The 26,094-nt window shown below is 64.1% G+C and carries 24 protein-coding genes, 1 tRNA gene and 1 pseudogene; 7 read left to right on the top strand and 19 right to left on the bottom strand.

Translation table 11 applies throughout. The features are described 5' to 3' along the window. The first annotated feature begins 67 nt into the window (after positions 1-67). From ACVW1C_RS38690 to ACVW1C_RS38680, 3 genes are all read left to right on the top strand, one after another. Complete coding sequence (locus ACVW1C_RS38690; RefSeq protein ID WP_456762710.1) at positions 68-1,894, top strand: AMP-binding protein; 1,827 nt, start codon at positions 68-70, stop codon at positions 1,892-1,894. A gap of 173 nt (positions 1,895-2,067) precedes the next feature. After that, positions 2,068-2,268 carry a hypothetical protein gene (locus ACVW1C_RS38685; protein ID WP_016844973.1) on the top strand — a complete coding sequence of 67 codons (201 nt, stop codon included), beginning with the start codon at positions 2,068-2,070 and terminating at the stop codon, positions 2,266-2,268. Positions 2,269-2,377: 109 nt separating this feature from the next. After that, positions 2,378-2,854 carry a GcrA family cell cycle regulator gene (locus tag ACVW1C_RS38680; RefSeq protein WP_456763278.1) on the top strand — a complete coding sequence of 159 codons (477 nt, stop codon included), beginning with the start codon at positions 2,378-2,380 and terminating at the stop codon, positions 2,852-2,854. 140 nt (positions 2,855-2,994) lie between these two features. Here ACVW1C_RS38680 and ACVW1C_RS38675 read toward each other — a convergent pair whose 3' ends face one another. From ACVW1C_RS38675 to ACVW1C_RS38665, 3 genes are all read right to left on the bottom strand, one after another. Beyond that, on the bottom strand, positions 2,995-3,957 hold the full coding sequence (locus ACVW1C_RS38675; RefSeq protein WP_092114716.1) for an SDR family oxidoreductase: 963 nt from the start codon (positions 3,955-3,957) through the stop codon (positions 2,995-2,997). 379 nt (positions 3,958-4,336) lie between these two features. Continuing rightward, positions 4,337-4,516, bottom strand: coding sequence for a hypothetical protein (locus ACVW1C_RS38670; RefSeq protein WP_456763277.1), 180 nt, complete (start codon positions 4,514-4,516; stop codon positions 4,337-4,339). A 440-nt stretch (positions 4,517-4,956) separates the two neighbouring features. Further along, a complete protein-coding gene (locus tag ACVW1C_RS38665) occupies positions 4,957-6,492 on the bottom strand; it encodes a porin (protein WP_456762709.1) in 1,536 nt (511 codons plus the stop codon). A gap of 453 nt (positions 6,493-6,945) precedes the next feature. Here ACVW1C_RS38665 and ACVW1C_RS38660 point away from each other — a divergent pair, with 453 nt between their 5' ends. After that, a complete protein-coding gene (locus ACVW1C_RS38660) occupies positions 6,946-7,458 on the top strand; it encodes a MarR family winged helix-turn-helix transcriptional regulator (RefSeq protein ID WP_456762708.1) in 513 nt (170 codons plus the stop codon). Between the two features lie 62 nt (positions 7,459-7,520). Here ACVW1C_RS38660 and ACVW1C_RS38655 read toward each other — a convergent pair. The 7 genes from ACVW1C_RS38655 to ACVW1C_RS38625 form a co-directional block, all read right to left on the bottom strand. Beyond that, a tRNA-Pro gene (locus ACVW1C_RS38655) sits at positions 7,521-7,598 on the bottom strand. A gap of 97 nt (positions 7,599-7,695) precedes the next feature. Then, positions 7,696-8,289, bottom strand: coding sequence for a MerR family transcriptional regulator (locus ACVW1C_RS38650; protein ID WP_456762707.1), 594 nt, complete (start codon positions 8,287-8,289; stop codon positions 7,696-7,698). A 123-nt stretch (positions 8,290-8,412) separates the two neighbouring features. Beyond that, entirely contained in the window at positions 8,413-8,748 is a 336-nt protein-coding gene (locus tag ACVW1C_RS38645) for an integration host factor subunit alpha (RefSeq protein WP_456762706.1), read from the bottom strand. 130 nt (positions 8,749-8,878) lie between these two features. Next, complete coding sequence (locus ACVW1C_RS38640; RefSeq protein ID WP_456762705.1) at positions 8,879-9,856, bottom strand: beta-ketoacyl-ACP synthase III; 978 nt, start codon at positions 9,854-9,856, stop codon at positions 8,879-8,881. Further along, positions 9,853-10,914, bottom strand: a complete 1,062-nt coding sequence (gene plsX / locus ACVW1C_RS38635; RefSeq protein ID WP_456762704.1) for a phosphate acyltransferase PlsX — start codon at positions 10,912-10,914, stop codon at positions 9,853-9,855. The genes ACVW1C_RS38640 and plsX overlap by 4 nt, the downstream gene beginning before the upstream one ends. A gap of 325 nt (positions 10,915-11,239) precedes the next feature. Beyond that, complete coding sequence (locus tag ACVW1C_RS38630; protein ID WP_456763276.1) at positions 11,240-11,827, bottom strand: YceD family protein; 588 nt, start codon at positions 11,825-11,827, stop codon at positions 11,240-11,242. Then, complete coding sequence (locus tag ACVW1C_RS38625) at positions 11,824-12,375, bottom strand: ubiquinol-cytochrome C chaperone family protein (RefSeq protein WP_456762703.1); 552 nt, start codon at positions 12,373-12,375, stop codon at positions 11,824-11,826. The genes ACVW1C_RS38630 and ACVW1C_RS38625 overlap by 4 nt, the downstream gene beginning before the upstream one ends. Positions 12,376-12,566: 191 nt before the next feature. On the opposite strand from ACVW1C_RS38625, the gene ACVW1C_RS38620 reads away from it, so the two are divergent. Together ACVW1C_RS38620 and ACVW1C_RS38615 are read left to right on the top strand one after the other, a co-directional pair. After that, positions 12,567-12,992, top strand: coding sequence for an outer membrane protein assembly factor BamE (locus tag ACVW1C_RS38620; protein WP_224924451.1), 426 nt, complete (start codon positions 12,567-12,569; stop codon positions 12,990-12,992). A gap of 151 nt (positions 12,993-13,143) precedes the next feature. Beyond that, positions 13,144-14,151: a Bug family tripartite tricarboxylate transporter substrate binding protein gene (locus ACVW1C_RS38615; protein ID WP_456762702.1), complete on the top strand. Its 1,008-nt coding sequence runs from the start codon at positions 13,144-13,146 to the stop codon at positions 14,149-14,151. A gap of 167 nt (positions 14,152-14,318) precedes the next feature. On the opposite strand, the gene ACVW1C_RS38610 is transcribed toward ACVW1C_RS38615, so the two are convergent. From ACVW1C_RS38610 to glyA, 9 genes and pseudogenes are all read right to left on the bottom strand, one after another. Continuing rightward, a complete protein-coding gene (locus ACVW1C_RS38610; RefSeq protein WP_456762701.1) occupies positions 14,319-14,474 on the bottom strand; it encodes a hypothetical protein in 156 nt (51 codons plus the stop codon). A gap of 151 nt (positions 14,475-14,625) precedes the next feature. Next, positions 14,626-16,747, bottom strand: a pseudogene (locus ACVW1C_RS38605) (sodium-translocating pyrophosphatase). A gap of 223 nt (positions 16,748-16,970) precedes the next feature. After that, positions 16,971-17,972, bottom strand: a complete 1,002-nt coding sequence (gene thiL, locus ACVW1C_RS38600; RefSeq protein ID WP_456762700.1) for a thiamine-phosphate kinase — start codon at positions 17,970-17,972, stop codon at positions 16,971-16,973. A 138-nt stretch (positions 17,973-18,110) separates the two neighbouring features. Next, a complete protein-coding gene (nusB, locus tag ACVW1C_RS38595) occupies positions 18,111-18,605 on the bottom strand; it encodes a transcription antitermination factor NusB (protein ID WP_092114726.1) in 495 nt (164 codons plus the stop codon). A 2-nt stretch (positions 18,606-18,607) separates the two neighbouring features. Next, entirely contained in the window at positions 18,608-19,099 is a 492-nt protein-coding gene (gene ribH / locus ACVW1C_RS38590) for a 6,7-dimethyl-8-ribityllumazine synthase (protein ID WP_092114727.1), read from the bottom strand. Positions 19,100-19,312: 213 nt separating this feature from the next. Continuing rightward, positions 19,313-19,921, bottom strand: coding sequence for a riboflavin synthase (locus ACVW1C_RS38585; protein ID WP_456762699.1), 609 nt, complete (start codon positions 19,919-19,921; stop codon positions 19,313-19,315). Then, the gene (gene ribD / locus ACVW1C_RS38580; protein WP_456762698.1) at positions 19,921-21,081 is read right to left on the bottom strand and encodes a bifunctional diaminohydroxyphosphoribosylaminopyrimidine deaminase/5-amino-6-(5-phosphoribosylamino)uracil reductase RibD; all 1,161 of its coding nucleotides are present in this window, start codon (positions 21,079-21,081) and stop codon (positions 19,921-19,923) included. Before ribD ends, ACVW1C_RS38585 begins: the two co-directional genes overlap by 1 nt. Continuing rightward, positions 21,078-21,560 (bottom strand): transcriptional regulator NrdR, encoded by a 483-nt coding sequence (gene nrdR / locus ACVW1C_RS38575; protein WP_050400938.1) that lies wholly within the window; start codon positions 21,558-21,560, stop codon positions 21,078-21,080. The genes ribD and nrdR overlap by 4 nt, the downstream gene beginning before the upstream one ends. 31 nt (positions 21,561-21,591) lie before the next feature. Next, on the bottom strand, positions 21,592-22,893 hold the full coding sequence (glyA, locus tag ACVW1C_RS38570; protein ID WP_456762697.1) for a serine hydroxymethyltransferase: 1,302 nt from the start codon (positions 22,891-22,893) through the stop codon (positions 21,592-21,594). Between the two features lie 846 nt (positions 22,894-23,739). Between glyA and ACVW1C_RS38565 the strand changes: the two genes are divergently transcribed. Beyond that, complete coding sequence (locus ACVW1C_RS38565; protein ID WP_456762696.1) at positions 23,740-26,019, top strand: TonB-dependent siderophore receptor; 2,280 nt, start codon at positions 23,740-23,742, stop codon at positions 26,017-26,019. Positions 26,020-26,094: the final 75 nt, after the last annotated feature.

Here is a 26,094-nt window from a genome sequence, read left to right as displayed (position 1 = left end):
CTTGTGTTCCGCAAGCGCGCCTCGATACAATCCCCGCCCCAACGAACAAAAATGGACGGGGACGGATATGCTCAAGGACAGGCTTTCGCCGGCGGACGAGGCTGCGCGCGACAAGGAGATGCAGGAGACGCTCGCCGCCTGCCCGCGCATCCTCGATCTCGTTGCCCGCGGCCCGCAGGGCGCGCCGGACGCCGAAGCTGCAATCTATCTACGCTCGCCGCTCGATCCCAATCCGGTCGTGATCTCGAACGATCATCTGATGGGCTGCATCAAGGCCGCCGAGACCTATTTCCGCAGCCAGGGCATCGGCAAGGACGACGCGGTCGCCGTCCTGCTCCCGGCCTGCCCCGCGACCGTGGTCGCGATCTTCGGCGCAGCCGCCTGCGGTGTCGCCGAGCCGCTCAATTTGCTGTTCACACGCGAGGCGATTGTCGCGCAGCTCAACGCCATCAAGGCAAGGCTGTTGCTGGCGCCGCCGCCGGGCATGCCGGGCGGGCTCTATGAGCGGGTCGAGGGCCTGCAGCGCGAGGTGCCGTCGCTCCAGCGCATCGTGATCGTGCCGCTCGACGGCAGCATTGCGTTCGACGGCGAGGTGCTGCGGCCTGATCCTGCGTGGCGCGACGACTACGGCAAGTCCAAGGACATGAGCGAGGCCGACCGCGTCGCGGTAATGCTGCCGACCGGCGGCACAACAGGTCATCCCAAGGTGGCGCGGCTCACCAACCGTGCGATGGTCGCCTCCACCGTATCCTCGCGCATGGCGCTCGATTTCCATCGCGGCGAGCGCGCGATGATCACGCTGCCGCTGTTCCATGTCGGTGGCTTGTTCTGCACGACGGCCAATTGCCTTTCCGCCGGCACGACGATTTTCATCCCCGGCCCGGCCGGCGCCCGCGATCCGGCGCTGATCACGCATTTCTGGAAGATCGTCGAGAAATACCGCGTCAACATCTCCGGCAACGTGCCGACCACGCTCGGGGCGCTGGCCGACATCCCGGTCGCGGACAGCGACATCTCGAGCCTCCGCGTCACCGCCACCGGCGCCTCGGTCTGCCCACCGGAAATCGAACGGCGTTATCTCGCGACCTGGGGCGGTGCCTGCATCCAGCAGCTCTACGGCATGACCGAACTCGCCGGCGCCATCACGCACGACGTGCACGGCGTGAAGCCGCGCGCCGAGAGCGTCGGCACCCGCAATCCGCTGGTTGAGCTCGCGATCCTCGACGGCGGCAAGCTGCACACCGGGCCGTGGCCCTCGCCGGTCGGCGAACTGCTGACCAGGGGCCCGCAGGTGTTCGCCGGTTACGTCGACAAGAAGCAGACCGAAGAGGCGTTCCGCGACGGTTGGCTGCGCACCGGCGACATCTGCCGGATCGACGCCGACGGCTTCGTCTACATCCTGGGCCGCGCCAAGGACGTCATCATCCGCGGCGGCCATAACATCGACCCGCGGGCGATCGAGGATGCCGCGCTGGCGTTTCCGGGCGTGGCGCTGGCCGCGGCCGTCGGGCGTCCCGACACCTATGCCGGCGAAGTGCCGATGCTGTTCGTCTCGGCGCAGCCCGGCGCCAATATCGATCCGAACGCGCTCGCCGCCTTCGTGCAGGACAACATTCTGGAGCCGCCGGCACGGCCGCGTGTGGTCTCGGTGATCCCGGAGATGCCGGTCACACCGGTCGGTAAGATCTTCAAGCCGAAGCTGCGCGAGATCGCCGCCGGCGAGGCCGCGCGTGAGCTGCTGGCTCGGGAAGGCTTGTCCGGCGAGGTCAGTGTCGAGGCCATCACCGACCCGTCCCGCGGGATGTACCTGAGCGTGAGCGCGCCTGCGGACAAGGCCGAAACCGCTGAGCGGCTTCTCAAGAAGTTCCCAGTCAAGGTCGAGTTACGATCCTAACAACCTGATTCATATATCTAATTTGACCGCAGCGTCGCGTCGGAACCAGCTTCCGGCGCGCGCGAGCGTGCACGTCCAGTTTCATAGCTCATGGCTTGACGGACCGTTATATTCCTAAATAGACTCTAAATAGATACTTTTCAGTACATGCGTTCAGGGTTAAGCGTTTTCTCATGGCTACAGAAAAGGCCGAAACCGACCGCGTCCCGGTCACGTTGGCGCTCTCGACCATTGGTTACCTCGAGAAGCTGGTGAGACAGGGCACCCACGGCACGAGCGTCCCGGGCGTCGCACGGACATTGATCGAGGAAGGCATTCGGCTCGCCATCAAGGACGGGTTGCTTGCAATCCGCGACAACGGACGCACGCCCTGAGAGCATGATCCGGAAAATGGAATCCGGATTTCCGAAAGGATCATGCTCAGGAACTAGGTGCATGCGTGCGGGCGCGGCGGTTCAACACAGAACGTGGAACCGTCAGATGATGACCATCGAACCGAATCTTCAGCCTACCTGGACGCCGGAGCGCGTCGACCAGCTCAAGATCTACTTTGAAGCCGGTCTCTCCTGCCGCGACATCGCCGTCAATATCGGCGTCAGCCGCAATGCGGTGATCGGCAAGCTGTCGCGGCTGAACCTCACGCGCACGACGCTGGACGAACGCCGGGCAAGGCGGAAGAAATCCACCGCGCACGCCGCGCAACGGGCGACCGCGAAGCAGCAGCTCCGGTTGCTGCAGGCGGCCTACGAACAAGAGCCCGACGATGCGCCGATCGTCAGCGCCAACAACTGCTCGCTGTTCGAGCTGAGCGAGCAACGTTGCCGCTGGCCGATCAGCACGCCGGGCGCCGATGATTTCTGCTTTTGCGGCAACACGCCGCTCGGCGGCATGCCCTATTGCTCCGGGCATTACCGCCTCGCCTATCAGGCGGGATCACGCCAGCGCGCGATGCGCGGGTAGTTTCGACTGCGTCGCAGAGCGTAGATCCGTGCAGTTCCGTGATTGCGAGGAGCGACAGCGACGAAGCAATCCATCGTTCCGTTATCCGAGCATGGATTGCTTCGCGTCGCTCGCAATGACGAGGTCATTTGCACGCGAAGTCACCCGACCTTCCAGCCGGTCGCCGCCACGATGCCCTGGTAGAACTCCGGCGTGTAGGCCTGCTCGGGGGTCTTGCGCACACGCTCGTCGAGCAGATGCGCGTCGTCGCCGACCAGGATACGCCAGCGATCGGCCTTCACGCCGTCGAGGATGATCTTGGCGGCGGCAGCCGCCGAGGTCGGTGCCTCGTCATGGAAGATGCGAGCGCGGTCGAGCGCGAGCTGCTGGATGTCGGCATCCGACATCTTGGCGACGTCGATGCCCTGCCCTTGCAGACGCTGCCGGACCTGCTTGAGCTCGTCGGGATTGAGCTGGTCGGCGCCATTCTGCACCTTGCGCGAGTTCGATACGATCGAGGTGCCGATGTGACCGGGCATCACCACCGAGCATTTGACATGCGGCGCGTTGAGGCGGAGATCGTTGATCATCGCCTCGGTGAATCCCTTCACGGCGAATTTCGCCGCGCTGTAGGCGGTGTGCGACACGCCCATGCCAACCGACGCCCAGAAGCCGTTGACGCTCGAGGTGTTGACGATATGCGCCTCGTCGGCCTTCACCAGCAGCGGCAGGAAGGTGCGGACGCCGAGATAGACGCCGCCCCAGCAGATGTTGAAGGTGCGCTCCCACTGCTCGCGCGTGTTGGTGAACAGGCTGCCGCCACCGCCGATGCCGGCGTTGTTGAACAGCAAATGGATCTTGTCGGTCGCCTGCTGCTCGATCAGCTCATCGCGAAAACGCTTGTAGTGATCCTCGATCGAGACGTCGGCAACGTGGGTGGTGATGCGCAGGCCCTGCGGCAGCTTCTCGACCTCGCAGAGCCGCTTGGTCTCGGCCATCGCCTCGGCCGAGACGTCGCACATCGCGACATTGCATCCTTCAGCAACGAGCTGCCGCGCCAGCTCGCGCCCCATGCCTGTGCCGCCACCGGTGATGACGGCAATCTTTCCGGCGAAATCCTTCATGTGAGATCCGTTCCTTCCCTGATTCTTCTTGCCCTGCTTGTTCTTGGTTTCGGCTGGAGCGCGGATCGCAAATCCCAGCCGCTCGGCTGCGGCACTCTACATCACCGAATTATCGCGCAGCAACGGCGCTCGCCCTTCACGCGCAAGTGTGCCGCCAGCGGCAGATCGAGGCAGCCGGCGCTGTAACGAAATCATTCCGGGTAGCGAACAATCCGATATCTGCGCCGACGGCTCACGCTGATCAGATCAGCGCAGAAGCGGCGTGGCACGATCCATCGTCATCGCATGCGCGCTCTCAAATGCCGGGATGATGTCGCTCGATCTCGAACGCTTGTCCGCGCCTCCGTGACGCCAGGTCGGAGCGCGGGACCACTCCGCGCTATTCGGCCGTCTCGATCCGCACGGGCGCGCGACGCCGCAGAACGCCGCCGGGGACGCTCAAGGCAAGCTTGAGCAAGCCGCGCCACGAGAAGTCGATGACAACCTCATGGTGCCGCAATCCCTTGCCGCCTTTCACTAGCCCGAGATCCCGGATCAAGCAGTAATGGCCGCTGCTCATCCGAGCCAGACGGCTGTTCTTGAAGCGTCCCATGAATGACGAGAATGCACTGCGGATCGATTCCGTCAAATCTTGACGACATCGAATCGATGAGACGGTGCGGCCCCTGCTGCGAGCAGCTGTTTGCGACGGCTGCGCGCGCGGCACGATCGTCGGAGGCGGCCTGCGCCTTGAATCAAAAACCTCCGGCAGGGCATTGCCGGAGGTTTGGGAGGCTTAGCATGAGCTAAGAGCCATCATTCAATGTGTTGGCCGTCACGTATATAGTTTAGTAGATCAGCTAAGTAAATAAATTTGCCGCGAATGAATCGCATGGCACGTCTTCGTTGTTCGCCTGGACCGAAATGACGCAGCCAAGCGTCCGCTACCTACTCCGGTCGAAGAAAAACCCCGGCAGTTGCCTGCCGGGGTTCTGTAGAACGTGATCAGATCAACCGGTATTACCAGTTGCGCTGAGCGCGGAAGAGCATCTGGACAGTGTCCTGATCCTTCAGCTCGTAGGTCGCGGTCGGCTTGCCGATACCAGCCGACGAAGTGGTGACCGTGCCGGCGTACTTCTGATCGAGATGGACGTAGGTCACGTCGGCCGAGAAGGTCAGGTTCTTGACCGGGGTCCAACGGGTGATCACGCCGATCTGCGCGATGTTGTAGTCGGGGTTGCAGCTGGTCACGCCAGCGCCGCCACCGAAGGCGGTGCGGAACGTGCCACCGACGCCGCCAACGCCGCAGATGAGCGACTTGGCCGTGTCGTTGTACATGACCGCAGCGTAAGCACCGTAGATGCCGGTGTTCCAGTAGGGATCCCAGTTGTGGGTGTACGCACCGCGCATACCCCACGTCTTGATCGACTGCTGCTGACCGCCGGGGCCGAACACCGTGTCAGGCGCAGTGCCGAAGCCGACGCTGCCATACGCACCCGGGAGGTTCGAACCGCTGTAGATCGCGACCGAGCTGAACTGGCTGGCCAGTTCCTGGATGTTGTAGCGGGTCGCACCGTCGGTGTAGACGCCCTGGATGTTGATGGTGTCGCCGGGTCCGGTCGGGATGTTCTTGATCGACAGGGCCAGTGCACCAGCCCAACCCCACTTGTCGTCGGGATGACCGGTCAACTCGGTGCCGCCGTAGTAGGCAGCATGGTTGTCATGCGCGGCGACCGACGCCTGGAAGATACCCCAAGCCTGGTCGACCTTGAGCGCAGCGACGAAGTCCGGCGCGACCGTGCCGGCATAGTCGCTCGAACCGTATGCGCCACCGACCGAGAGATTGTTCACGCCAGCCTGCATGTACGCAACCTGGTCCTGTGCCGAAAGGGCCAGCGACACGCCGTTGCCGAACTGCGCGGTGTAGGTGAACTGGTTGATGCCGTTGGTGGTGCTCACGCCACCGACGAGACCGTCATAGTTGTTGCCCGGATAACCGTTCCAGGGAGCAGCGAACTGCGAGACCGCCTTACCCATGGTGAAGCCGGCAAACTGGATGAAGGCGTAGTAGACGCCGACCGTACCGGCAGCAACGCCGCCAGAGCTGGCGTTGTTCGGCGCCGCAGCGCTGCCGATCGCCGAATAGACCGACGCGCCATTGCCCTGACCGGTGTAGGTGTCCGAGGTCCAGGTGAACACCGCATCGAAATAGGTACGGACCACGCCGTACTCGGTCGCGGTGCGCGTATCGATGTTGAAGTCTTCACGCGAACGCCAGGTGTAGCCGTTGGTGAAACGGTTGTTGGCACCGCTGGCGCCGTTGACGTTCGGGCCGTAGACGCTGTTGCCGTTCACAACGACGTCGGCACGAACGTAGCCGCCCAGCTTGATGCAGGTGTCGGTGCCGGGGATGTAGTAGAAGCCCGGACCATAGAGCGAGCAAACCTTCACGTATTCGACCGCTTTGGCCTTAACGGGAAGATCGGCCGCCTGTGCCCCGCCGACCGCGACCAGCGCGGCGGCCGAGCCCAGAATAAGGCTCTTCGCCAATTTCATAGTAAACCTCCAAGTTGCTCATATGCGTAGAGTCCGGGTCGCGAGCGCCCCGTGATCCTCCCGCATTGTCCAAGACCGTTTTCCCCAAACCCCGCACCCTCAGATCAATCTGTGGTGTGCGACGGACTTGAACGATCACCGCAACGGGACGATCGAGATTCCCCTACCGCCGGGTTCAATATGCATGGGCGAGTTGCCCAATCAAAATAGTTTATAAAGTCAGGAATGCGAATGCGGCCACACTGTGTCTCGCCGGCAACGCTCGACTTAAGCCCCTTACGTGCTTTGGCAAATTTGTCGCACCCCAAATAGCCGAACCGTCACATACGCATCATAATTGCTTTACGTTCACTTGCGTTCCTGAGCGACTTACTAGAAAAAATGTCCCGTCGACGCGGGAATCAAGAAATAAATCAGCACAAAGCTGAGTCGGCACCTAGGGAAGGGGAAGCTGTGTCAGTGACCAGGAAGGATCAGGCGCGACTGCGCGCCATCGAGAATCTCGACATCATCAAACGCTTTACACTCGAGATCTCGTCCATCAACTCGCATCTCGAACGGGTCCGCCAGCTCTGGGGCAAGGCGCTTGGCGTCAGCGGTCCGCAATGGATGATCCTGATTGCGATCTCGGACCTCGACAAGGATGACGGCGTGCCGATCAACGTGGTGTCGAAGCTGCTGCATGTCGATCCGTCGTTCGTGACCACGCAGTCCAAGCTGCTCGAGCAGAAGGAGTTGCTGCGTCGCGCGCCCTCCCCGGCCGATGCACGCGTGGTCCGCCTGTCGCTGACCGACAAGACCCGAAAGCATCTGGCGGGTCTCTCCGAGCAGCACAAGGCGTTCAAGAAGACCGTGTTCGAGGAATTCAGCGAGCCCGAACTCGCCGAGTTCACGGCCAAGCTTGCGATGCTCAACAACCGCCTGGAAAAGGCCTGCCTGATCGCCGCGATGGATTACGAGACCTGACGATTGCCGCATCGGGCGCAAACATCGCCCGAATGCTCTCAAAAATCGCATGCTTTGAAAAATGGTCGGAGCGAGAGGATTTGAACCTCCGACCCCTAGTCTCCCAGACTAGTGCGCTAACCGGGCTGCGCCACGCTCCGATGCCGTTCCATTAGCTGCGATCCTGCGTTCGCGCAAGGCGGAGCAGCCCTTTAAGGGCTGCAATCCGGGCCCGGTTCCCATGGCAGCTTCCTTGGCTCAGCCGTCCTTCATCGCCGCATCGATCAGCTGCCGGCAGGCGACTAGCTCCTGCAGCACGCGTTCGAGCCGCTCCCGATCGACTGGCGGAACGGTCGGGCGCACCGGCGGCGCAGCCGACGCCTTGCCCGGGTGGGCGTGCGCCTTGTAGGTCGACAGGATCGGATCCACGTCGGGATCGACGAATCGGTAGTCGATTCCCCCCTCGTCGCCGTCGCCCTCCTCGCCGTCGAAATCGAGGCCGTCATTGCTCTCGAGACCGTCGGGCTCGGCCATGCTGTTGCCGACCGCCTCCTCGACCGCGCCAAACGAGACGGCGGCGGTCTGGTCGGCGATGCCCTGCACCGACTTGATGCCGTGCTCCTTCAGGATCCGCTGCACGCCGCGGATGGTGTAGCCTTCGCCGTAGAGCAGCCGGCGGATACCCTTGAGCAGGTCGACGTCGTCGGGGCGATAATAGCGGCGTCCGCCGCTGCGCTTCATCGGCTTGATCTGCGCGAAGCGCGTTTCCCAGAATCTCAGCACATGCTGGGGAATATCGAGCTCATCTGCGACTTCGCTGATGGTACGGAACGCATCCGGCGCCTTGTCCAAATGCCCGCTCCTCTGGCTTCAATGCCTGGAGCCTTTTCCGTTCCGATCGAAACGGGGCTCCGCATTCGGGTTTGGGCGCGTTTTCTTCACGCGAACCGGGTATCCACTTCGCTTGAAAACGCGCTAGTCGGCCTTGCCGCCGTCGCCATTGGCGACGGAATGGCCATTGATCCGCTGCTTCAGGATCGCCGACGGCTTGAACACCATCACACGCCGCGGCGAGATCGGTACCTCGGTGCCCGTCTTTGGATTGCGCCCGATACGCTGGCCCTTCTTGCGCACCATGAAGGAGCCGAATGAGGACAGCTTCACCGTCTCGCCCTTTTCCAGGCAATCGGTGATCTCCTTCAGCACCAACTCGACAAACGCCGACGATTCCGTGCGCGACAGACCTACCTTTTGGTAGACCGCCTCACACAAATCGACGCGCGTCACTGTTTTTCCGGTTCCCGTGGTCATCGCCTGCCCCGCACTCTCGGCGAACAATTTCTTGACTGAAATTAAAAGCTTAGCGCGCAATGGTCAACAGTGACCAGCATCCGGGTGCAGGAAAGATGCCGGCAACCTGCCGATACTCTTTGACGATGCGCTACCAGCGCACGAGCGCCGAGCCCCAGGTGAAGCCGCCGCCCATCGCCTCGAACAGCACCAGATCGCCCTTCTTGACGCGTCCGTCCTTCACGGCGGCCGCTAGCGCGAGCGGGATCGATGCCGCCGAGGTGTTGCCGTGCTTGTCGACTGTCAAGACCACCTTCTGCGGCGCAATATGCAGCTTGTGGGCCGAGGCATCGATGATTCGCTTGTTGGCCTGGTGCGGAATGAACCAGGTGATGTCGTCGGCGGTAAAGCCGGTGGCGTTGAACGCATCGACGATCACATCGGTGATCATGCCGACGGCGTGCTTGAATACCTCGCGGCCTTCCATCCGGAGATGGCCGACCGTCTTGGTCGAGCCGGGACCGCCATCGACGAACAGCTTCGACTTGTGGCGTCCGTCCGAGCGCAGATGCGTCGTCAGCACGCCGGGATCGTCGGTCGTGCCGGAATGCTGCTGCGCTTCCAGCACCACCGCGCCGGCGCCATCGCCGAACAGCACGCAGGTGCCGCGGTCGTTCCAGTCGAGGATGCGCGAGAAGGTTTCGGCGCCGATCACCAAGGCCCGCTTGTGGGCCCCGGCGCGCAGGAAATTGTCCGCGGTGGTCAGCGCAAAGATGAAGCCGGAGCACACCGCCTGCAGATCGAACGCGACGCCGTGGTTGATGCCGAGCCCGTGCTGGACTGCGACCGCTGTCGCCGGAAACGTGTTGTCGGGGGTCGAGGTCGCCAGCACGATCAGGTCGATCGACTGGGGGTCGATCTTGGCATCGGCGAGCGCGGCGCGCGCGGCATTGATGGCGAGATGCGAGGTGAACTCGTCATCGGCGGCGATGTGCCGCTCGCTGATGCCGGTGCGCTGCACGATCCAGTCGTCGGACGTGTCGATTCGGCTCGCCAGTTCGGCATTGGTCAAAACCCGCTCCGGCAGATATGAGCCGCAGCCGAGCACTACCGAACGTATCGCAGTCACGAGACAGCCTCCTGCGCGGTCTGCGCCTTTACCAGGGCGCCGCCATCGCGGTTGAGCATCTGATTGATCTTGGTGAGGAGATCGTAGTGGGCCATCTCATAGCCAACATCCACCGCGTAGGCAAAGCCTTCCGCGTTGATGCCGCCATGGCTCTTGACCACCACGCCGTTCAGGCCGAGCAGCAGGCCGCCATTCGACTTGTTGGGATCGAGCTTGTCGCGCAGCTTCTGGAACGCGCCGCGGGCAAACAGATAGCCGATCCGCGCCAGCCAGTTCGACGACATCGCCTCGCGCAACAGCGTGAACATCTGGCGCGCGGTTCCCTCGGCGGCCTTGAGCGCGATATTGCCGCTGAAGCCTTCCGACACGATCACGTCGGCGAGCCCCTTGCCGATCGCGTCGCCCTCGACAAAGCCGATGTAGTTGAACTGGGGCGCGTTCATCGCGCGCAGCATCTCGGCGGCCTCGCGGATTTCCCCGTGCCCCTTGATCTCCTCGGACCCGATATTGAGCAGGCCGACGGTCGGCCGTTCGAGGTTGAACAGCACGCTCGCCATCGCGCTGCCCATCACCGCGAGCGTCGCCAGATGGCGGGCGTCGCCGCCGATCGAGGCTCCGAGATCGAGCACCACCGAATCGCCTCGCAGCGTCGGCCACGCCGCAGCAAGCGCCGGGCGGTCGACGCCCGGCAACGTCCGCAGATTGATGCTGCCCATCGCCATCAGCGCGCCTGAGTTGCCGGCGGAGACCGCAACGTCGGCCTCGCCGTGCTTCACCGCATCGATCGCCAGCCACATCGACGACGCCCTGCGGGTCCGCCGCAGCGCCTGGCTCGGCTTCTCGTCATTCTTCACCGCGACGTCGGTATGGATCACCTTCGATACCGCCTTCAGCGCGGGATATTTCGCAAGCTCCGGCTCGATCTGGGCCCGGTCTCCGACCAGCAGGAATTCGCTGTCGGGATGACGGCTCAACGAGATCGCGGCGCCGGGAATGACCACCGATGCGCCGACATCGCCCCCCATGGCGTCAAGCGCGATTCGAACCTTATGAGGCATGAACGTCCCGGAAGCCTGCTCTCCCACAGCCCTTCAGATGAAGACCGCGAGCTTGAAGTCACCGCCGTCAACGGCGCGCGGCGAAACGCCGGGCCGCGACAATAGCGTGTCCGCGGTCCGACACAACCTCTTGACCACAAACAAGCGAGGCGCCGAACCGTCACGCAACACATCAAGACATACCAGAAATACATGATATTTCAAACTATTATGACATTTACTTGAAGTAATCGAAAATCCCCCTCGCGCAGGCCTGCAGGCAAGCCATCCCCTCAAATGTTGGAGCTGGCTGCCCTCAAATTCCGTCAGCTTCCCTCAACTCCCCTCAACTTCCCTTGGGCTTCTTGCCGTCAGCCTTTTCCTTCAGCGCCTTGAGCGCGGCGAAGGGATGATTTTCCGGATCAGGCGCTTCAACCTGTTGTTCAAAGACGGCATCCGCCTTGCGCGGATAGGGGTCTATGCCGAGAAACAGCGCATCGGTGGCGAGCCGGCCGATGTCGATGAAGCCGCCGACGATCGGCTCCGGCGGGTCCGGGGTCTCCTCATCGCCCTGTTCGGCGTCGTCGACGAGGTCGGCCATCTCCGGGATCTGCTCGGGCGGCGCGAACATCACGTCGATCGCCTCGTCGATCTCGTTCTCGATCGGATCGAGCGTCACCACGCAGGTCTGCCCGACCCTGGCCCAAACCCGGCCGGTGACGTGGCAGCTGCCGTCGCGTTTGGGCTGCAGATCGAACGCCGCCCGCGCGGAGACCACCTCGCGCAACTCGCCGACCTCGGCGATCGCCTTGCGCGTCGCCTCGTCGGCCACGATCTCGCGATGCAGGCCGGTATCAGGGATCTGCGCGACATTGACCAGCACGCGCCAAGGGTCCCGCGCGGCATCGGGCCGCCCTGTGCTGCCGCCGCTCATGCCGTGGTCCTCGCAGCCTGCGGCGCCGGGAAGTGCCACGCCCCCTTCGTCAACGTCGCGAGGTTCGCGCGCGCCAATACCGTCATCGCCTCTCTGGCATAGACGGCCAGTTCGCGGGCCTTGTCGATGTTCTGACCATTGAGGATGTTCTTGCAGAACGACTGGGCCAGGGCCTCGTCACCATCGGTCAGCGCCAGATCATAGGCCGCAGTGCGGCCGTAGAAGGCCTCGCCGAACGCCTGCATGCGCTTCGGCACCGTCAGATCGCCGACGCCCATTTCCCTGAGATTGTCGTCCATGTCGATGCAGAAATGATCGAACAGGGCCTGCGACAGCCCGACGCCGCCTTCCGCGGATTTCAATCGCCGCAGCACCAGCCACAGATGCATCAGAAGCAGGTCAAAACGGCCATTAACCGTGTCCGGAACGCCCAAGTCACGGTAAAACAACGGTTCTCGCGCCTGCGTCACGATCATGCCATAGATGGTCTCAATGGTGCTGCGCGCGGGCACCCGGGGTCTTCTGAAGTGATTGAACGGCCAAAGCATGACGGGTTCCGGCTGCCGGCCCCCCAAAGGACGCCTGTTGAGGGTTCGCCCATTGGAGCTCGGCATGATTGCAATCCATTGAGCTGCCCGGTACGTCAATGCTCCGGCCAATGCAAGGGGACGGATCAGTTCCGCCGATGAACCACACTCTTCCAAGACAGTCTCGCACGGCTTCCGCGCGCGGGTTCTTCATGCGCTTCCGCGCCATCGCGGTCGTTGGTCTGTTTTGCGCCGCCGCGCTCGGCGGCTGCGCCGGCGAGCAATTCCAGAAGGGCTACATCCTGCCCGACGGAGCGCTCGAGCAGATTCCGATCGGCGCGAGCCAGGATCAGGTGCTGATCGTGCTCGGCACCCCGTCGACGGTCGCAACGCTGGACGGCGAGGTGTTCTATTACATCTCGCAGCGGACCTCGCGGCCGGTTGCCTTCATGAACCAGCGCGTGGTCGACCAGCGCGTCATCGCGGTCTATTTCGACAAGAACCGCCAGGTGCGCCGGCTTGCCAATTACGGCCTGAAGGACGGCAAGATCTTCGACTTCGTCAGCCGGACCACGCCGACGTCGGGCCAGGAAATGTCCTACCTGACACCGCTCTTCAAGCTGCTGAGCTTCAACTAGAGCATGATCCGGAAAAGTGCGAAGCGGTTTTCCGAAAAGATCATGCTCAAAAAATAAGGCCTGAAGGACTGCGCCAGTTTGTCGCTTGCCCCACGGGCAAGCGGTCCCCTACGCTTGCTCGCAACAAGAAGCCTGAGCAGGGGGTAAGCGCGTGAGAGCCAGGAGATTTTCCCGTCGTACGGTACTGTCGGGCGCGGCCGCATTGTCGGCGGCGGCGATCCTGCCGCGTGCCAGTCTCGGTGCCGGCGATTGGCGGCCGTCCGAGACGGTCCGGATCATCGTGCCGGCGGCGGCCGGCGGCTCGACCGACGTGATGGGGCGGCTGCTGGCGGCGCATTTGCAGCCGCTCTGGGGCCAGTCGGTCGTGGTGGAGAATCGCTCCGGCGCCGGCGGCACCATCGGCACATCGGAGGTCGCGCGCAGCAAGGGCGACGGCCACACCATCCTGATCGGCAATCCCGGCCCCAACGCGATCGCCTTCAGCATCTTCCGGAACCTGACCTACAAGGCCGACCAGCTACAGGCGGTCTCCAACATGATCCGGATCCCGAACATCGTCTCGGCGCATCCGTCGACCGGCATCAAGTCGATCCCCGAATTGATCGCGTACCTCAAGAAGAACCCCGACAAGCTCACCTACGGCTCGTCCGGCACCGGGCAGAGCCCTCACCTCACCGGCGCATGGTTCCTGCAACTCACCGGGCTGAAGATGACGCATGTGCCGTTCCGCGGCGCCGGCCCCGCGCTGCAGGCCGGGCTCGCCGGCGATATCCAGATCCTGTTCGACAATCTCTATCCGTCGCTGCCGCAGGTGCAGGACGGCAAGCTGAACGGGCTCTGCGTCACCACGGCCGAGCGCAGCGAGTCCGCGCCCAATCTGCCTGTGATGCGCGAGGGTGCGCCGGAGCTTGCCAAATTCGACGTCGCCTCCTGGTTCGGCGTGTTCCTGCCGAAGACGGCACCGGCGCCCGTGGTCGACGAGTTGAACCGTCAGATCAAGGCGATGCTGGAGCGCGACGACGTCAAGAAGAACATCGCCGGCATGGGCGCGCGCGCCGACTACGGCACGCCGCAGCAATTCTCCGACTTCGTCAGCGCGGAGACCACAAAGTTCGCCGCCATCATCGAGAAGGAAGGCTTGCAGATGGAGGTCAAGTAACCGCCGCTGTCACAGCACCGTAGGGCGGATTAGCCGACCACGTCCGCCGTAGCTCAACGAGCGAAGGCGGAAGGCGTAATCCGCCGCGGCGGTTAGACCTATCGGTGGATTACGCTTCGCCAATCCACCTTACAATTCTATCACTCCGGAGCACGGTGCGGCCAAGGCTAAGAGGACTTGTTGATCTTCTTGATCTTGGCGTCGGTTGCTTCCATCGACATCGCCAGTTCCAGGATCGCCTGCGACAACAGCTCGATGGCCTCCTTCTGATCCTGCGATTTGGAGGCGCGGAGCGCGTAGTTCTGTGCGGATGAGAGTGACATCGATTGATCTCCGTTTTGTTCGCGTCTGGTTGTCGGCGGATATCGTCGGCGGAAAGCCGATCAATTCGGCAGTACACCGAACCAAGTCCATGCAAAACAAAAACCCCGCGGCTTGCACCGCGGGGTTTTGCATTCAGTCTTGTCGTACCGCTCAGTGCGCCAAAATCGCCAGCAGCAGCAGCGCCACGATGTTGGTGATCTTGATCATCGGGTTGACCGCCGGGCCCGCCGTGTCCTTGTAGGGATCGCCGACAGTGTCGCCGGTCACCGCGGACTTGTGGGCGTCAGAGCCCTTGCCGCCGTAGTGGCCGTCCTCGATGTACTTCTTGGCATTGTCCCAGGCGCCGCCGCCCGAGGTCATCGAAATCGCGACGAACAGACCGGTGACGATAACGCCGAGCAGCATGGCGCCGACCGCGGAGAATGCCGCCGACTTGCCGGCCGCGCCGCCGCCCGCGATCGCATAGATCACGAAGTAGACGAAGATCGGCGACAGCACCGGCAGCAGCGACGGGATGATCATCTCCTTGATCGCCGCCTTGGTCAGCAGGTCCACGGCTTTGCCGTAGTCCGGCTTGTCGGTGCCCTGCATGATGCCGGGCTTCTCGCGGAACTGACGGCGCACCTCTTCAACGATCGCGCTGGCGGCGCGTCCGACCGCCGTCATGCCCATCGCGCCGAACAGATACGGCAGCAGGCCGCCGAACAGCAGGCCGACCACGACGTATGGGTTGTTGAGCGAGAAGTCGGGATTGACCCCCTTGAAGTAGAGGTGGTTGGCGGAGTCTGCGATGAAGAATTTCAGGTCCTGATTATAGGCCGCAAACAGCACCAGCGCACCGAGACCGGCAGAGCCGATCGCGTAGCCCTTGGTCACCGCCTTGGTGGTGTTGCCGACCGCGTCGAGCGCGTCGGTCGACTTGCGCACCTCCTTGGGCAGACCGGCCATCTCGGCGATGCCGCCGGCGTTGTCGGTGACCGGGCCGAAGGCGTCGAGCGCGACGATCATGCCGGCCAGCGCCAGCATGGTGGCGGTCGCGATCGCGATGCCGAACAGGCCGGCCAGGCTGTAGGTGACCAGGATGCCGGCGATGATGACGAGCGCGGGCAGCGCGGTCGCCTCCATCGAGATCGCGAGGCCCTGGATCACGTTGGTGCCGTGACCGGTGACCGAAGCCGCCGCGATCGACTTCACCGGACGGTAGTCGGTGCCGGTGTAGTACTCGGTGATCCAGATGATCAGGCCGGTGACGACGAGACCGACCACGCCGCACTCGAACAGCGCCATGCCGGTGTAGTCGACGCCATCGAGCTTGCCGAAGCCGATCAGCCAGTTGATCACGGCCGCGACGCCGACCAGCGACAGGATGCCGGTGGCGATCAGGCCCTTGTACAGGGCACCCATGATCGACTGGCTGGCGCCGAGCTTGACGAAGAATGTGCCGATGATCGAGGTGATGATGCAGATGCCGCCGATCGCGAGCGGCAGCGTCATCATGTTCACCAGGATCGGCGTCTTGGCGAAGAAGATCGCCGCGAGCACCATGGTGGCGACCGCGGTCACCGCATAGGTCTCGAACAGGTCCGCCGCCATGCCGGCGCAATCGCCGACATTGTCGCCGACGTTGTCGGCGATGGTGGCCGGGTTTGCGCGGATCGTCCTCCGGGATGCCGGCCTCGACCTTGCCGACGAGGTCGCCGCCGACGTCTGCACCTTTGGTGAAGATGCCGCCGCCGAGACGGGCAAAGATCGAGATCAGCGAGGCGCCGAAGCCCAGCGCCACCATGGCGTCGACCACGGTGCGGCTACCGGCTTCCAGCCCCATGAACTTGACCAGCACGATGAAGTAGATGGTGACTCCGAGCAGCGCGAGACCGGCAACCAGCATGCCGGTGATCGCACCCGCCTTGAAAGCGAGTTCGAGGCCGCCGGCGAGCGAGGTGGTCGCCGCCTGCGCGGTGCGGACGTTGGCGCGCACCGAGACATTCATGCCGATGAAGCCGGCCGCACCCGACAGGATGGCGCCGATCGCAAAGCCGATCGCCACCAGGAGGCCAAGGAAGTAGGCCAGCACCACGAAGATCACGATACCGACCATGCCGATCGTGGTGTATTGCCGCCGCAGATAGGCTTGTGCGCCCTCGCGCACCGCGCCCGCGATTTCCTGCATGCGGGCATTGCCCGCATCCGCGTTCAAGACCGACTGCGTCGCCCAGATCGCGTAGACGATGGAAAGCGCCCCGCAGAGCACAATCAACCATAAAGCTGTCATTGAATGTTGCCTCAGATCCTTGATGTAACCCCCGCGCCTTCTTTATGCCGCTAGGGGGCGGCAGGCGCTTATTTTGCGAGGGCAATCCTCCCCAAAAACGGATTGCCTCAAATCGGGCGCGACCTTGCCAAAATCGTTACCGCTGTGCAACGCCACCTATGGCCGAAAACGCCGATATCGGCAGCAATTTAGAAGGAAAGTCGGCGCGTTTCGGCCGGACGTTCTAGAAATGGCTGTAGGACAGTCGCTTCAGCGCCAGTTCCCTGCCCTGTCCGTCCAGAAAGCTTGGCGGTGACAAGCCTGCAATGAGGCCGCCGATGGCGGTGACCGCGACCTTGGCCTGCCTTGCCTCGCGCACAAAGGCGTCCGCCCGATCGCCCGGGACCGCGCACAAGAGCTCATAGTCATCGCCGCCGGCCACCAAAGTCTCGAACCCGATCGCCTTGCGCGCAAGTAGCCCCGCTGCCGCAGGCGACAAAGGAATGCTCGGCACGTTGATCACGGCCGTCACGCCGCTGGCTGCGCAAAGCTTGGCCAGATCGCCGGCGAGACCATCGGACACGTCCATCGCCGCGCTGGCGTAGCTGCGGACGGCCTTGGCAAGGGCGTTGCGCGGCTGCGGAACTCGGTAGCGGGCCGCAAGAAAATCCCGGCCGGCGGCATCGTCGGCCAGTGCCGCCGCGACCGGACCGCCCCGGAGCACATCGAGGCCGAGCGCGGCATCCCCGATCGTGCCGGTCACGAACAGGCGGTCGCCGGCCTTTGCGCCTGCGCGGTGCACCATCTTGCCATGAGGCAGTCGCCCGAACGCGGTAATCGAGATCATCAGCGGCCCCGGCGTCGAGACCGTGTCGCCGCCGAGCAGCGGGCAGCCGTAATGGCTGGCGTCCTCACCGAGCGCCTGGACAAACGGCTTGAGCCAGGTCTCCTCGGCGCGGCGCAGCGCCAGCGTCAGCACGAAGCCGGCGGGCACCGCACCCTTGGCCGCGATGTCGGAGAGGTTCACGCGCAGCGCCTTGCGCGCCAGCGTGTCGGGCGGATCGTCGCTGAGGAAGTGCACACCCTCGACGATGGCATCGGTGGTGACCACGATGTCCTCGCCGGCCGCCCGCAGCGCGGCGGCGTCGTCGTCGAGACCGAACGCACCGGGGTCAGTCGCAAGCGGCTTGAAAAAGCGCGCGATCAGGGAGTCTTCGCCGGATGGACCGTCCTGACGCTCTGCCATATCGCGCGCCTTCCCCTCCGCTGTCATCGCCCGGCTTGACCGGGCGATCCAATACGCCGCGCAAGCTGTTGTTGCCAATCACCGCCGCGGCGTACTGGATCACCCGCATGCGCGGGTGATGACGGCGGAATACGTGGTTCAGCCCCGCACAAACTCGTCGCCGCGGAACTGACGTGCGATCTGGTCGAGCACGGCGTTGACCATGCCGGTCTCGTCCTTCTCGACAAAGGCGTGCGCGACGTCGACATATTCGGAAACCACGACGCGGCCCGGCACGTCCCGGCGGTGCTCGAGCTCGTAGGACCCTGCCCGCAGCACCGCGCGCAGGATCGCGTCGATCCGCTTCAGCGGCCAGCCCTTCGACAGCGCCTCGTCGATCAGGGGATCGAGCTTGGCCTGGTCGCGCACCACGCCGGAGACGACGTCGCGGAAGAACGCGGCTTCCGCCGGCAGGTATTTCTCACCCTCGACCTCGTTACCGAGCCAGTGGCTCTCAAACTCGGCGAAGATGTCGTTGATGCCCGCGCCGCCAATGTCCATCTGGTACAGCGCCTGCACGGCGGCGAGCCGCGCTGCGCCGCGCCGGTTGGCTTTCCTGTCGGGGGCTTTCGCGGGCTTCTTGTTGTCAGCCATGGTCAGGCCTTTGCCAAGCGGCGTTTGATCCGCAGCATCGCGATCGCCGCGCGTGCGGCGTCGCCGCCTTTGTTCAACTCGCTGGCGCGCGCCCGCGCCCAGGCCTGCGCCTCGGTGTTGACGGTGAGGATGCCGTTGCCGAGCGGGAATTTCCGGCTCACGGCCAGATCCATCAATCCGCGCGAGGACTCCTGTGAGACGATCTCGAAATGGATGGTGTCGCCGCGCACCACGCAGCCGAGCGCGATCGCCGCGTCATAGGGCTTGCCGTTTGCCGCCGCGGCGTCGATCGCGATCGCGATCGCGGCCGGAATCTCCAGGGCACCCGGTACCGTGATCACGTCATGGCTGGCGCCCGCCGTCTTCAGCTCGGCGAGCGCGCCTTCCAGCAGCGCATCCTGGATGTCGTCATAAAACCGGGCTTCGACGATCAGCACGCGTGCGCCGGTGATGTCGGTCTGGTCCTTGAGGGGTGCGCGCCGCGCGTCAGCCATTGCAATACCAATCGGAACTTGGGGAGGAGTTGTGCTGCGTTTTAGGCGCAGCAGGCGGTAAAGCCAAGGGCAATACTGGCCCGGATGTCACCGCGATCAGCCTGATTTTTCAGGTCGGCTTGGCCCGCAATGCATAGGCTATCCGGCTGGAAGCCGCCCGAGGTGAACAGGCAGATAAGGACGTCTGTCTCGGCCGCAATGCCGAGGCCGGGGCTATTTCATCTCCGACAGCCGCGCGGCATAGCGGGCCATCAGATCGACCTCGATATTGACCTCGCTGCCGGCCTTCCAGCCGCTCAGGGTCGTGACGGACAGCGTGTGCGGGATGATCAGCACCGAAAAGGTGACATCGTCGACCGTATTCACGGTCAGCGACACGCCGTCCAGCGTCACCGATCCCTTCGCTGCGATGAAACGCGCCAGTTCGCGGCTGGTTCGCAGCTCGAAGCGCGCCATGTCCGGAAGATCGTCCCGCTTGACGATGGTGGCGATCCCGTCGGCATGCCCGGCCACGATATGACCGCCGAGCTCGTCGCCGATCTTGAGCGCACGCTCGAGGTTGAGCCGGCCACCCTGCGCCCAGTGCCTGGCGGTGGTCATGCCGAGCGTCTCGGCCGCGGCGTCGACATCGAACCAGGTCTTGCCGTCAGCCGTGCCGGAGGCGATCACGGTGAGACAGACGCCGTTGCAGGCGATCGAGGCGCCGTCGGCGATCGTGGTCTGGTCATAGTCGCAGGCAATCCGCATCCGGTGCAGTTGCCCCTGCGCCACGGGCTTCAGGCTTACGATCTCACCGATATCGGTGACAATTCCGGTAAACATTACGCACGCTCGTAGATCATGAGACTGTCGTTATCGATGGTTTCGCTAGCACGAACCCGGAAAGCGGGCGACTGCGTGATTGCGGCGAGCGGCATTGCGTCCAGCGCGGGAACGCCATCGGCACCGATCGGTTCAGGTCCGCGGAACAGCCAGATTTCATCGACAAGGCCGGCTGCCACGAAAGAATTTGCCACGCGTGCGCCGCCCTCGACCATCAACCGTGTGACGCCCTTCTCCGCCAGCGCATGCAACACCGCCGGCAGATCGAGCCCCGGCCGCGCGCTGGACGCAACGCGGATCACCTCTGCCCCGGCAGCACCGAGCTTCATCGCGGCCGGCGCCTCGGCAAGATCCGATGTCATCACCCACAGCGGCGTCTCGCGCGCCGAATGCACGAGGCGGCTGTCGCCGGAGATCCGCAGTGCGCGATCGAGCACCACCCGCACCGGCGAGCGCGCTGCCATGCCGGGCAACCGGCAGGTCAGGAGCGGATCGTCGGCCTTCACCGTGCCGATCCCGACCAGGATCGCATCGCTCTGCGCGCGCAACAGATGCACGCGCCTCCGCGCAGCCTCGCCGGTAATCGCTACCGGCTTGTGGCCACCCGCTGCAATCTTGTCGTCGGCGGACACAGCGAGCTTGAGGATCACGCGCGGGCGCTTGTCCGTGATACGGCGGAAATGCCCGGCATGGTCGCGCGCGGCCTCCGCCGCACACAGCCCGACATCGACCGCGATGCCGGCGGCGCGCAGCTTGGCGTGCCCCTTGCCGCCGACCTCCGGATTGGGGTCCTCGATCGCCGAGACCACGCGGGCAAGCCCGGCCGCGACGACGGCATCCGCACAGGGCGGCGAGCGGCCGAAATGCGAGCAGGGTTCGAGCGTGACGTAGAGCGTGGCGCCGCGCGCCGCGTCACCCGCGCGCCTCAATGCCTCGACCTCGGCATGCGGGCGGCCGCCGGGCTGGGTCCAGCCGCGGCCGACAATCACGCCGTCCTTGACAATGACCGCGCCGACCGCCGGATTGGGCCAGGTGCGCCCGAGCCCGCGGCGACCGAGCGCGAGCGCAAGCTGCATGAAGCGCAGATCGGCGGCCTTTGCCGTTTCCTTTGCCTCTTTGGCCTTCTGCCCGAGCTGCTCTTCCAGAATGCGGAAGATCATTTTCGCAACGTCGCGATCCGCGGGTCCTCTTCGCCGGTCAGCTCGTCGAGCACGGCCTCAAAATCCTTGGCCTCGCGGAAATTCCGATAGACCGAGGCGAAGCGCACATAGGCGACGTCGTCGAGCTGGCGCAGATGCTCCATCACGATCTCGCCGATCGCCTCCGAGGAGACCTCCGCCTCGCCGCCGCTTTCGAGCTCGCGGACGATGGTGGACACCATCTTCTCCACCCGCTCGGACTCGACCGGGCGTTTGCGCAATGAGATCTGCAGCGAACGCACCAGCTTGTCGCGGTCGAACGGCACGCGGCGGCCATTGCGCTTGATCACGGTCAGCTCGCGCAGCTGCACCCGCTCGAAGGTCGTGAAGCGGAAGTTGCAGGCCATGCAGACGCGCCGCCTGCGGATAACCGCGGAGTCCTCGGTCGGACGCGAGTCCTTGACCTGCGTATCGAGAGAATTGCAGCTCGGGCAGCGCATCCGATGGGACCTCTAACAGCGACCCTGTACTTTACTGGTAGATCGGGAAGCGATCGGTCAGCGCCTTGACGCGTTCCTTGATCGCGGCCTCGACCAGCGGCGCCTTGCCGTCCGGCGACTGCGCCAGCGCGTTCAGCACTTCCGCGATCATGCCGCCGACCTGCTTGAACTCGGCGACGCCGAAGCCGCGGGTGGTCGCAGCAGGCGTACCGAGACGCAGGCCCGAGGTGACGAACGGCTTCTCGGGATCGAACGGGATGCCGTTCTTGTTGCAGGTGATCGCAGCGCGCACCAGTGCCTTCTCGGAGATGTTGCCCTTCAGGCCCTTCGGCCTGAGGTCGACCAGCATCAGATGGTTGTCGGTGCCGCCGGACACGATGTCGAGGCCGTGGCCGCGCAGCGTCTCCGCCAGCGCCTTGGCGTTCTCCACCACGTTCTTGGCGTAGACCTTGAAGTCCGGCCGCAGCGCTTCGGCGAACGCGACTGCCTTGGCGGCGATGACGTGCATCAGCGGGCCGCCCTGCAGGCCGGGGAAGATCGCCGAGTTCAGCTTCTTGGCGAGCGTCTCGTCATTGGTGAGGATCAGGCCGCCGCGCGGACCGCGCAGCGATTTGTGCGTCGTGGTGGTGGTGACGTGCGCATGCGGCACCGGCGAGGCATGCACGCCGCCGGCAACGAGGCCCGCGAAATGCGCCATGTCGACCAGGAGATACGCGCCGACCGAGTCTGCGATCTCGCGGAAGCGCTTGAAGTCCCAGGCGCGCGAATAGGCCGAGCCGCCGGCGATGATCAGCTTCGGTTTGACCTGCTCGGCCTGCTTCTGGACTTCGTCCATGTCGATGATCTGGTCCTCGCGGCGCACGGTGTAATGCGCGGCCTTGAACCACTTGCCGGACATGTTGACCGGCGAGCCGTGGGTGAGATGGCCGCCGGCGGCGAGGTCGAGACCCATGAAGGTGTCGCCGGGCTGCAGCAGCGCCAGGAACACCGCCTGGTTCATCTGGCTGCCGGAGTTCGGCTGGACGTTGGCGAAGCCGGCACCGAACAGCTTCTTGGCGCGCTCGATCGCCAGGTTCTCGGCGACGTCGACCCACTCGCAACCGCCGTAGTAACGCGCGCCCGGATACCCTTCCGCGTATTTGTTGGTCATCACCGAGCCCTGCGCCTCCAGCACCGCGCGGCTGACGATGTTCTCGGAGGCGATCAGCTCGATCTCATGGCGCTGCCGGCCGAGTTCGCCCTTGATCGCGGCGGCGATCTCGGGATCGGCCTCGGCAAGGGTTGCCGTGAAGAAGGAATCGGGCGCGGAAGCGGTCTTGGAGGACGAGGTCATCGGCGAAATATCTCCACCGCCGCAAGCCTTTACACGGGATGCGGACGGTCACGAGTGGCGGTCGAAGCTGGTTTCAGAGGGTTATCACATCACCCCAAAATGGCCAAGCCGTTGCGGTCCCCGGCGGTCAATTATGCCAGATATGGTGGGGATGGCGGGGATTGCCAGCGGGCTAGGAGCCGATCCCAACCAACGGCAGTCCACCCAACAGCCGCGTCAAAAAACGGCGAATCGGGGCATTTCCCGCTCCGGCGAGGGGCACGGCCTGCTTATTCCTCGACGAAGCGTTAGGATGCTTGCTTCCAGAACGGCTCCACCACTTCCGGTTGTCGCATTTTGCATAGCCGTAGGTGGCAATCGCAATACCTGCTTTCGTCTAGGATTCGGCGGCGCGCGCTCCAAGTCCCCGCCGACATGCTGATGTTTGATCATCATCACGATGGTTGTTGCTTCTGCCCCAGTAACGCGGCCACGGCGAAGGCAACGTGACGCCCCTTCCGGAATCGAGAAAAGCAACCGAGTCAGCTAAGGCAATCGGCGCCCTCGACCTCCAAGCGACTCAATCACCACGTAGCCGACGTCCCGCGCTCTCGATCACGTTCGATCGCGATGAAACGAGCGATGACTCGCGCGATGATTTTCAAATCGTTCAATTCTTGAATCGTTCAACACTGGATCGATTCAAAGCTCTCACGCGATGCGTGCAATTGTGTGTCGTACTCCGTTGTCTCTCAGTCACACACACCGGCTTTGCGCACAGCTTCGATACCTTCTAACGGCGCGCGGGCTGTTCGCGAAAATCACCGTGATAACGACGCCGAAGACAATTCTCTTTGGGGGCGTTGAATGACGGACGGATGGATTCGGCCGCAGCGGTTTGCCGCTTCGGCTCTGATGGTGCTTTCGGTTGCCGGTGCGGACGAGGTCTTCGCGCAGACGCAATTGCCGTCCGTGACGGTCGATGCGCCGTCGCACCGGCAAGCAGTTCGATCGCAACAGCCGTCGCAACGGACCACGCGCGCACGCAGCGCCTCGCGCCGCGCAACAGTCGCCCCGGCGGGAGCGCAGCCACAGGCAGCACAGCAGGCTGCAGGCTCAGGCGGCGGATACGAGCGCGCCAACGGCCCGGTCACCGGCTACCTGGCGCGGCAGAGCGCCAGCGGCACCAAGACCAGCACGCCGATCATCCAGACGCCGCAATCGGTGACGGTGATCAGCGCCGAGCAGATCCGCGACCAGAAGATCGTCAGCAAGTTCGACGAGGTGCTGCGCTACACGCCCGGCGTCATCGGGGGCACCTATGGCGCCGATTTCCGCAACGACTGGTTCATGATCCGCGGCTTCCCCGCGCAGAACGAGTCGCTGTTCCTCGACGGCCTGCAGCTGTTCTACACCTCCTATGCGAGCTGGAAGCCGCAGCCCTTCAATCTCGAGCGCGTCGAGGTGCTGCGCGGTCCCACCGGCATCCTGTATGGCGGCTCGGCGCCGGGCGGCCTCGTCAACGCGGTGAGCAAGCTGCCGCAGGCGGAGCCCATTCGCTACATCGAGACCGGCGTCAACAATTTCGGCAACGCCTACACCCAGTTCGACATCGGCGGCGCGGCGGCCCAGTCCGGCGGCGGCCAGGTGCAGTATCGCCTGGTCGGCCAGGCCCAGGGCGGCGGCACCCAGACCGACTATGTCTACGACAACAATTTCTTCTTCGCCCCGTCGGTGACCTGGCGGCCCGACGCCGACACCAGCCTCACCGTGTTCGGCATGGCCTCGCACAGCAACACCCGCGCGCTGAACTTCCTGCCCTATGTCGGCACCGTCACCAACGCGCCGTTCGGCCGCATTCCGACCAGCCTGTTCGCCGGCGATCCCAGCGTCGACCAGTTCCGCCGCGACCAGGAGATGGTCGGCTACCAGTTCCAGAAGAGCGTCACCGACAACGTCGACTTCCGCCAGAACGCGCGCATGGCGCATGTCGACGTCTATTACGCCGGGCTCTACGGGCTCGGCTACGCGACGACACCGGCGGCCGCCGACATCACCCGCGGCAATTTCTACACCCGCGGCATCGCCACGCAGCTCAACCTCGACAATCAGCTCGAATATCGCTTCTCAACGGGCGCGCTGCAGCACACCGCGCTGGTCGGCGTCGATCTGAAATATTACGGTATCGATGACCGCCAGGGTTTTGGCATGGGCACGAATCTCAACGTGTTCAATCCGGTCTACGGCAACAACCTGCCGTATGGCGGCCCGCTGTATCAGAACGCCTATCTCACCCAGGGCATGGCCGGGCTCTATCTGCAGGATCAGCTCAAGCTCGACCGCCTGACGGTCGTGCTGTCCGGACGCCAGGACTGGGTCGATCTGACCAACAACAACCGGATCGGCGCTTCCCAGGGCCGCGACGACAGCAAGTTCTCCGGCCGGGTCGGCGCGATCTACAATTTCGACAGCGGCGTCGCGCCCTACGTCTCCTACATGACCGGCTACAATCCTGTCATCGGCACCAGTGCAGCGGGCCAGTTGCTGCTGCCGGAGACCTCCGAGCAAACCGAGGTCGGCGTCAAGTACGAGCCGGTCGGCCTCAACGCGCGGTTCGGCGTCGCGCTGTTCGACCTCAAGCGCAAGAACGCGCTGACCACAGATCCGAACAACACGCTGTTCCAGACCCAGAACGGCGAGGTCACCTCGCGCGGCGTCGAGCTCGAGGCGGTGGCGAACATCACGCGGGATTTCAAGCTGGTGGCGAGCTACACCAATTACGAGCTGTTCGTCAGCAAGGACCTCAATCCCGCGCTGATCGGCACCGTGCCGACCAACACCCCGCGGCAGCTCGCCTCGGTCTGGACCGACTACACCTTCCGCGACGGCCCGCTGAACGGCTTCGGCTTCGGCGGCGGCGTCCGCTATGTCGGCTCGTCCTTTGCCGATACCGCGAACACCGCGCGCGTCCCGGGAGTCGTGCTCGGCGACCTCGCCCTGCACTACGAATGGGACAACAACTGGCGCGCGGCGCTCAATGTCGTGAACGTCACCGACAAGATCTACGTCGCGAGCTGCGCGACGATCAGCTCCTGCTACTACGGCGATCGCCGGCGCATCACGGCAAGCCTCGCCTATAAATGGTGAGCGTGCCGCGAAACATTCCGTTCACAAATCCATCATCGAGACAGAGGGGCGGCATTCAGCCGCCTCTCCATTTTT

It is taken from the genome of Bradyrhizobium sp. USDA 4011 (genome assembly GCF_054063415.1).
The sequence above is the reverse complement of the archived record's forward strand: the minus strand, read 5'-3'. Positions and strand labels throughout refer to the sequence as shown.

Coding starts and splice junctions, on each gene's coding strand:
- ACVW1C_RS38620 (WP_224924451.1), top strand. CDS start 12,567: ATGCGCTTCCGCGCCATCGCGGTCGTTGGTCTGTTTTGCGCCGCCGCG.
- ACVW1C_RS38685 (WP_016844973.1), top strand. CDS start 2,068: ATGGCTACAGAAAAGGCCGAAACCGACCGCGTCCCGGTCACGTTGGCG.
- ACVW1C_RS38675 (WP_092114716.1), bottom strand. CDS start 3,957: ATGAAGGATTTCGCCGGAAAGATTGCCGTCATCACCGGTGGCGGCACA.
- ACVW1C_RS38630 (WP_456763276.1), bottom strand. CDS start 11,827: ATGAGCGGCGGCAGCACAGGGCGGCCCGATGCCGCGCGGGACCCTTGG.
- ACVW1C_RS38565 (WP_456762696.1), top strand. CDS start 23,740: ATGACGGACGGATGGATTCGGCCGCAGCGGTTTGCCGCTTCGGCTCTG.
- ACVW1C_RS38585 (WP_456762699.1), bottom strand. CDS start 19,921: ATGTTTACCGGAATTGTCACCGATATCGGTGAGATCGTAAGCCTGAAG.
- ACVW1C_RS38670 (WP_456763277.1), bottom strand. CDS start 4,516: ATGAGCAGCGGCCATTACTGCTTGATCCGGGATCTCGGGCTAGTGAAA.
- plsX (WP_456762704.1), bottom strand. CDS start 10,914: ATGCCTCATAAGGTTCGAATCGCGCTTGACGCCATGGGGGGCGATGTC.
- ACVW1C_RS38665 (WP_456762709.1), bottom strand. CDS start 6,492: ATGAAATTGGCGAAGAGCCTTATTCTGGGCTCGGCCGCCGCGCTGGTC.
- nusB (WP_092114726.1), bottom strand. CDS start 18,605: ATGGCTGACAACAAGAAGCCCGCGAAAGCCCCCGACAGGAAAGCCAAC.
- glyA (WP_456762697.1), bottom strand. CDS start 22,893: ATGACCTCGTCCTCCAAGACCGCTTCCGCGCCCGATTCCTTCTTCACG.
- thiL (WP_456762700.1), bottom strand. CDS start 17,972: ATGGCAGAGCGTCAGGACGGTCCATCCGGCGAAGACTCCCTGATCGCG.
- ACVW1C_RS38645 (WP_456762706.1), bottom strand. CDS start 8,748: ATGACCACGGGAACCGGAAAAACAGTGACGCGCGTCGATTTGTGTGAG.
- ACVW1C_RS38610 (WP_456762701.1), bottom strand. CDS start 14,474: ATGTCACTCTCATCCGCACAGAACTACGCGCTCCGCGCCTCCAAATCG.
- nrdR (WP_050400938.1), bottom strand. CDS start 21,560: ATGCGCTGCCCGAGCTGCAATTCTCTCGATACGCAGGTCAAGGACTCG.
- ACVW1C_RS38680 (WP_456763278.1), top strand. CDS start 2,378: ATGACCATCGAACCGAATCTTCAGCCTACCTGGACGCCGGAGCGCGTC.
- ribH (WP_092114727.1), bottom strand. CDS start 19,099: ATGGCTGACGCGCGGCGCGCACCCCTCAAGGACCAGACCGACATCACC.
- ACVW1C_RS38625 (WP_456762703.1), bottom strand. CDS start 12,375: ATGCTTTGGCCGTTCAATCACTTCAGAAGACCCCGGGTGCCCGCGCGC.
- ACVW1C_RS38690 (WP_456762710.1), top strand. CDS start 68: ATGCTCAAGGACAGGCTTTCGCCGGCGGACGAGGCTGCGCGCGACAAG.
- ribD (WP_456762698.1), bottom strand. CDS start 21,081: ATGATCTTCCGCATTCTGGAAGAGCAGCTCGGGCAGAAGGCCAAAGAG.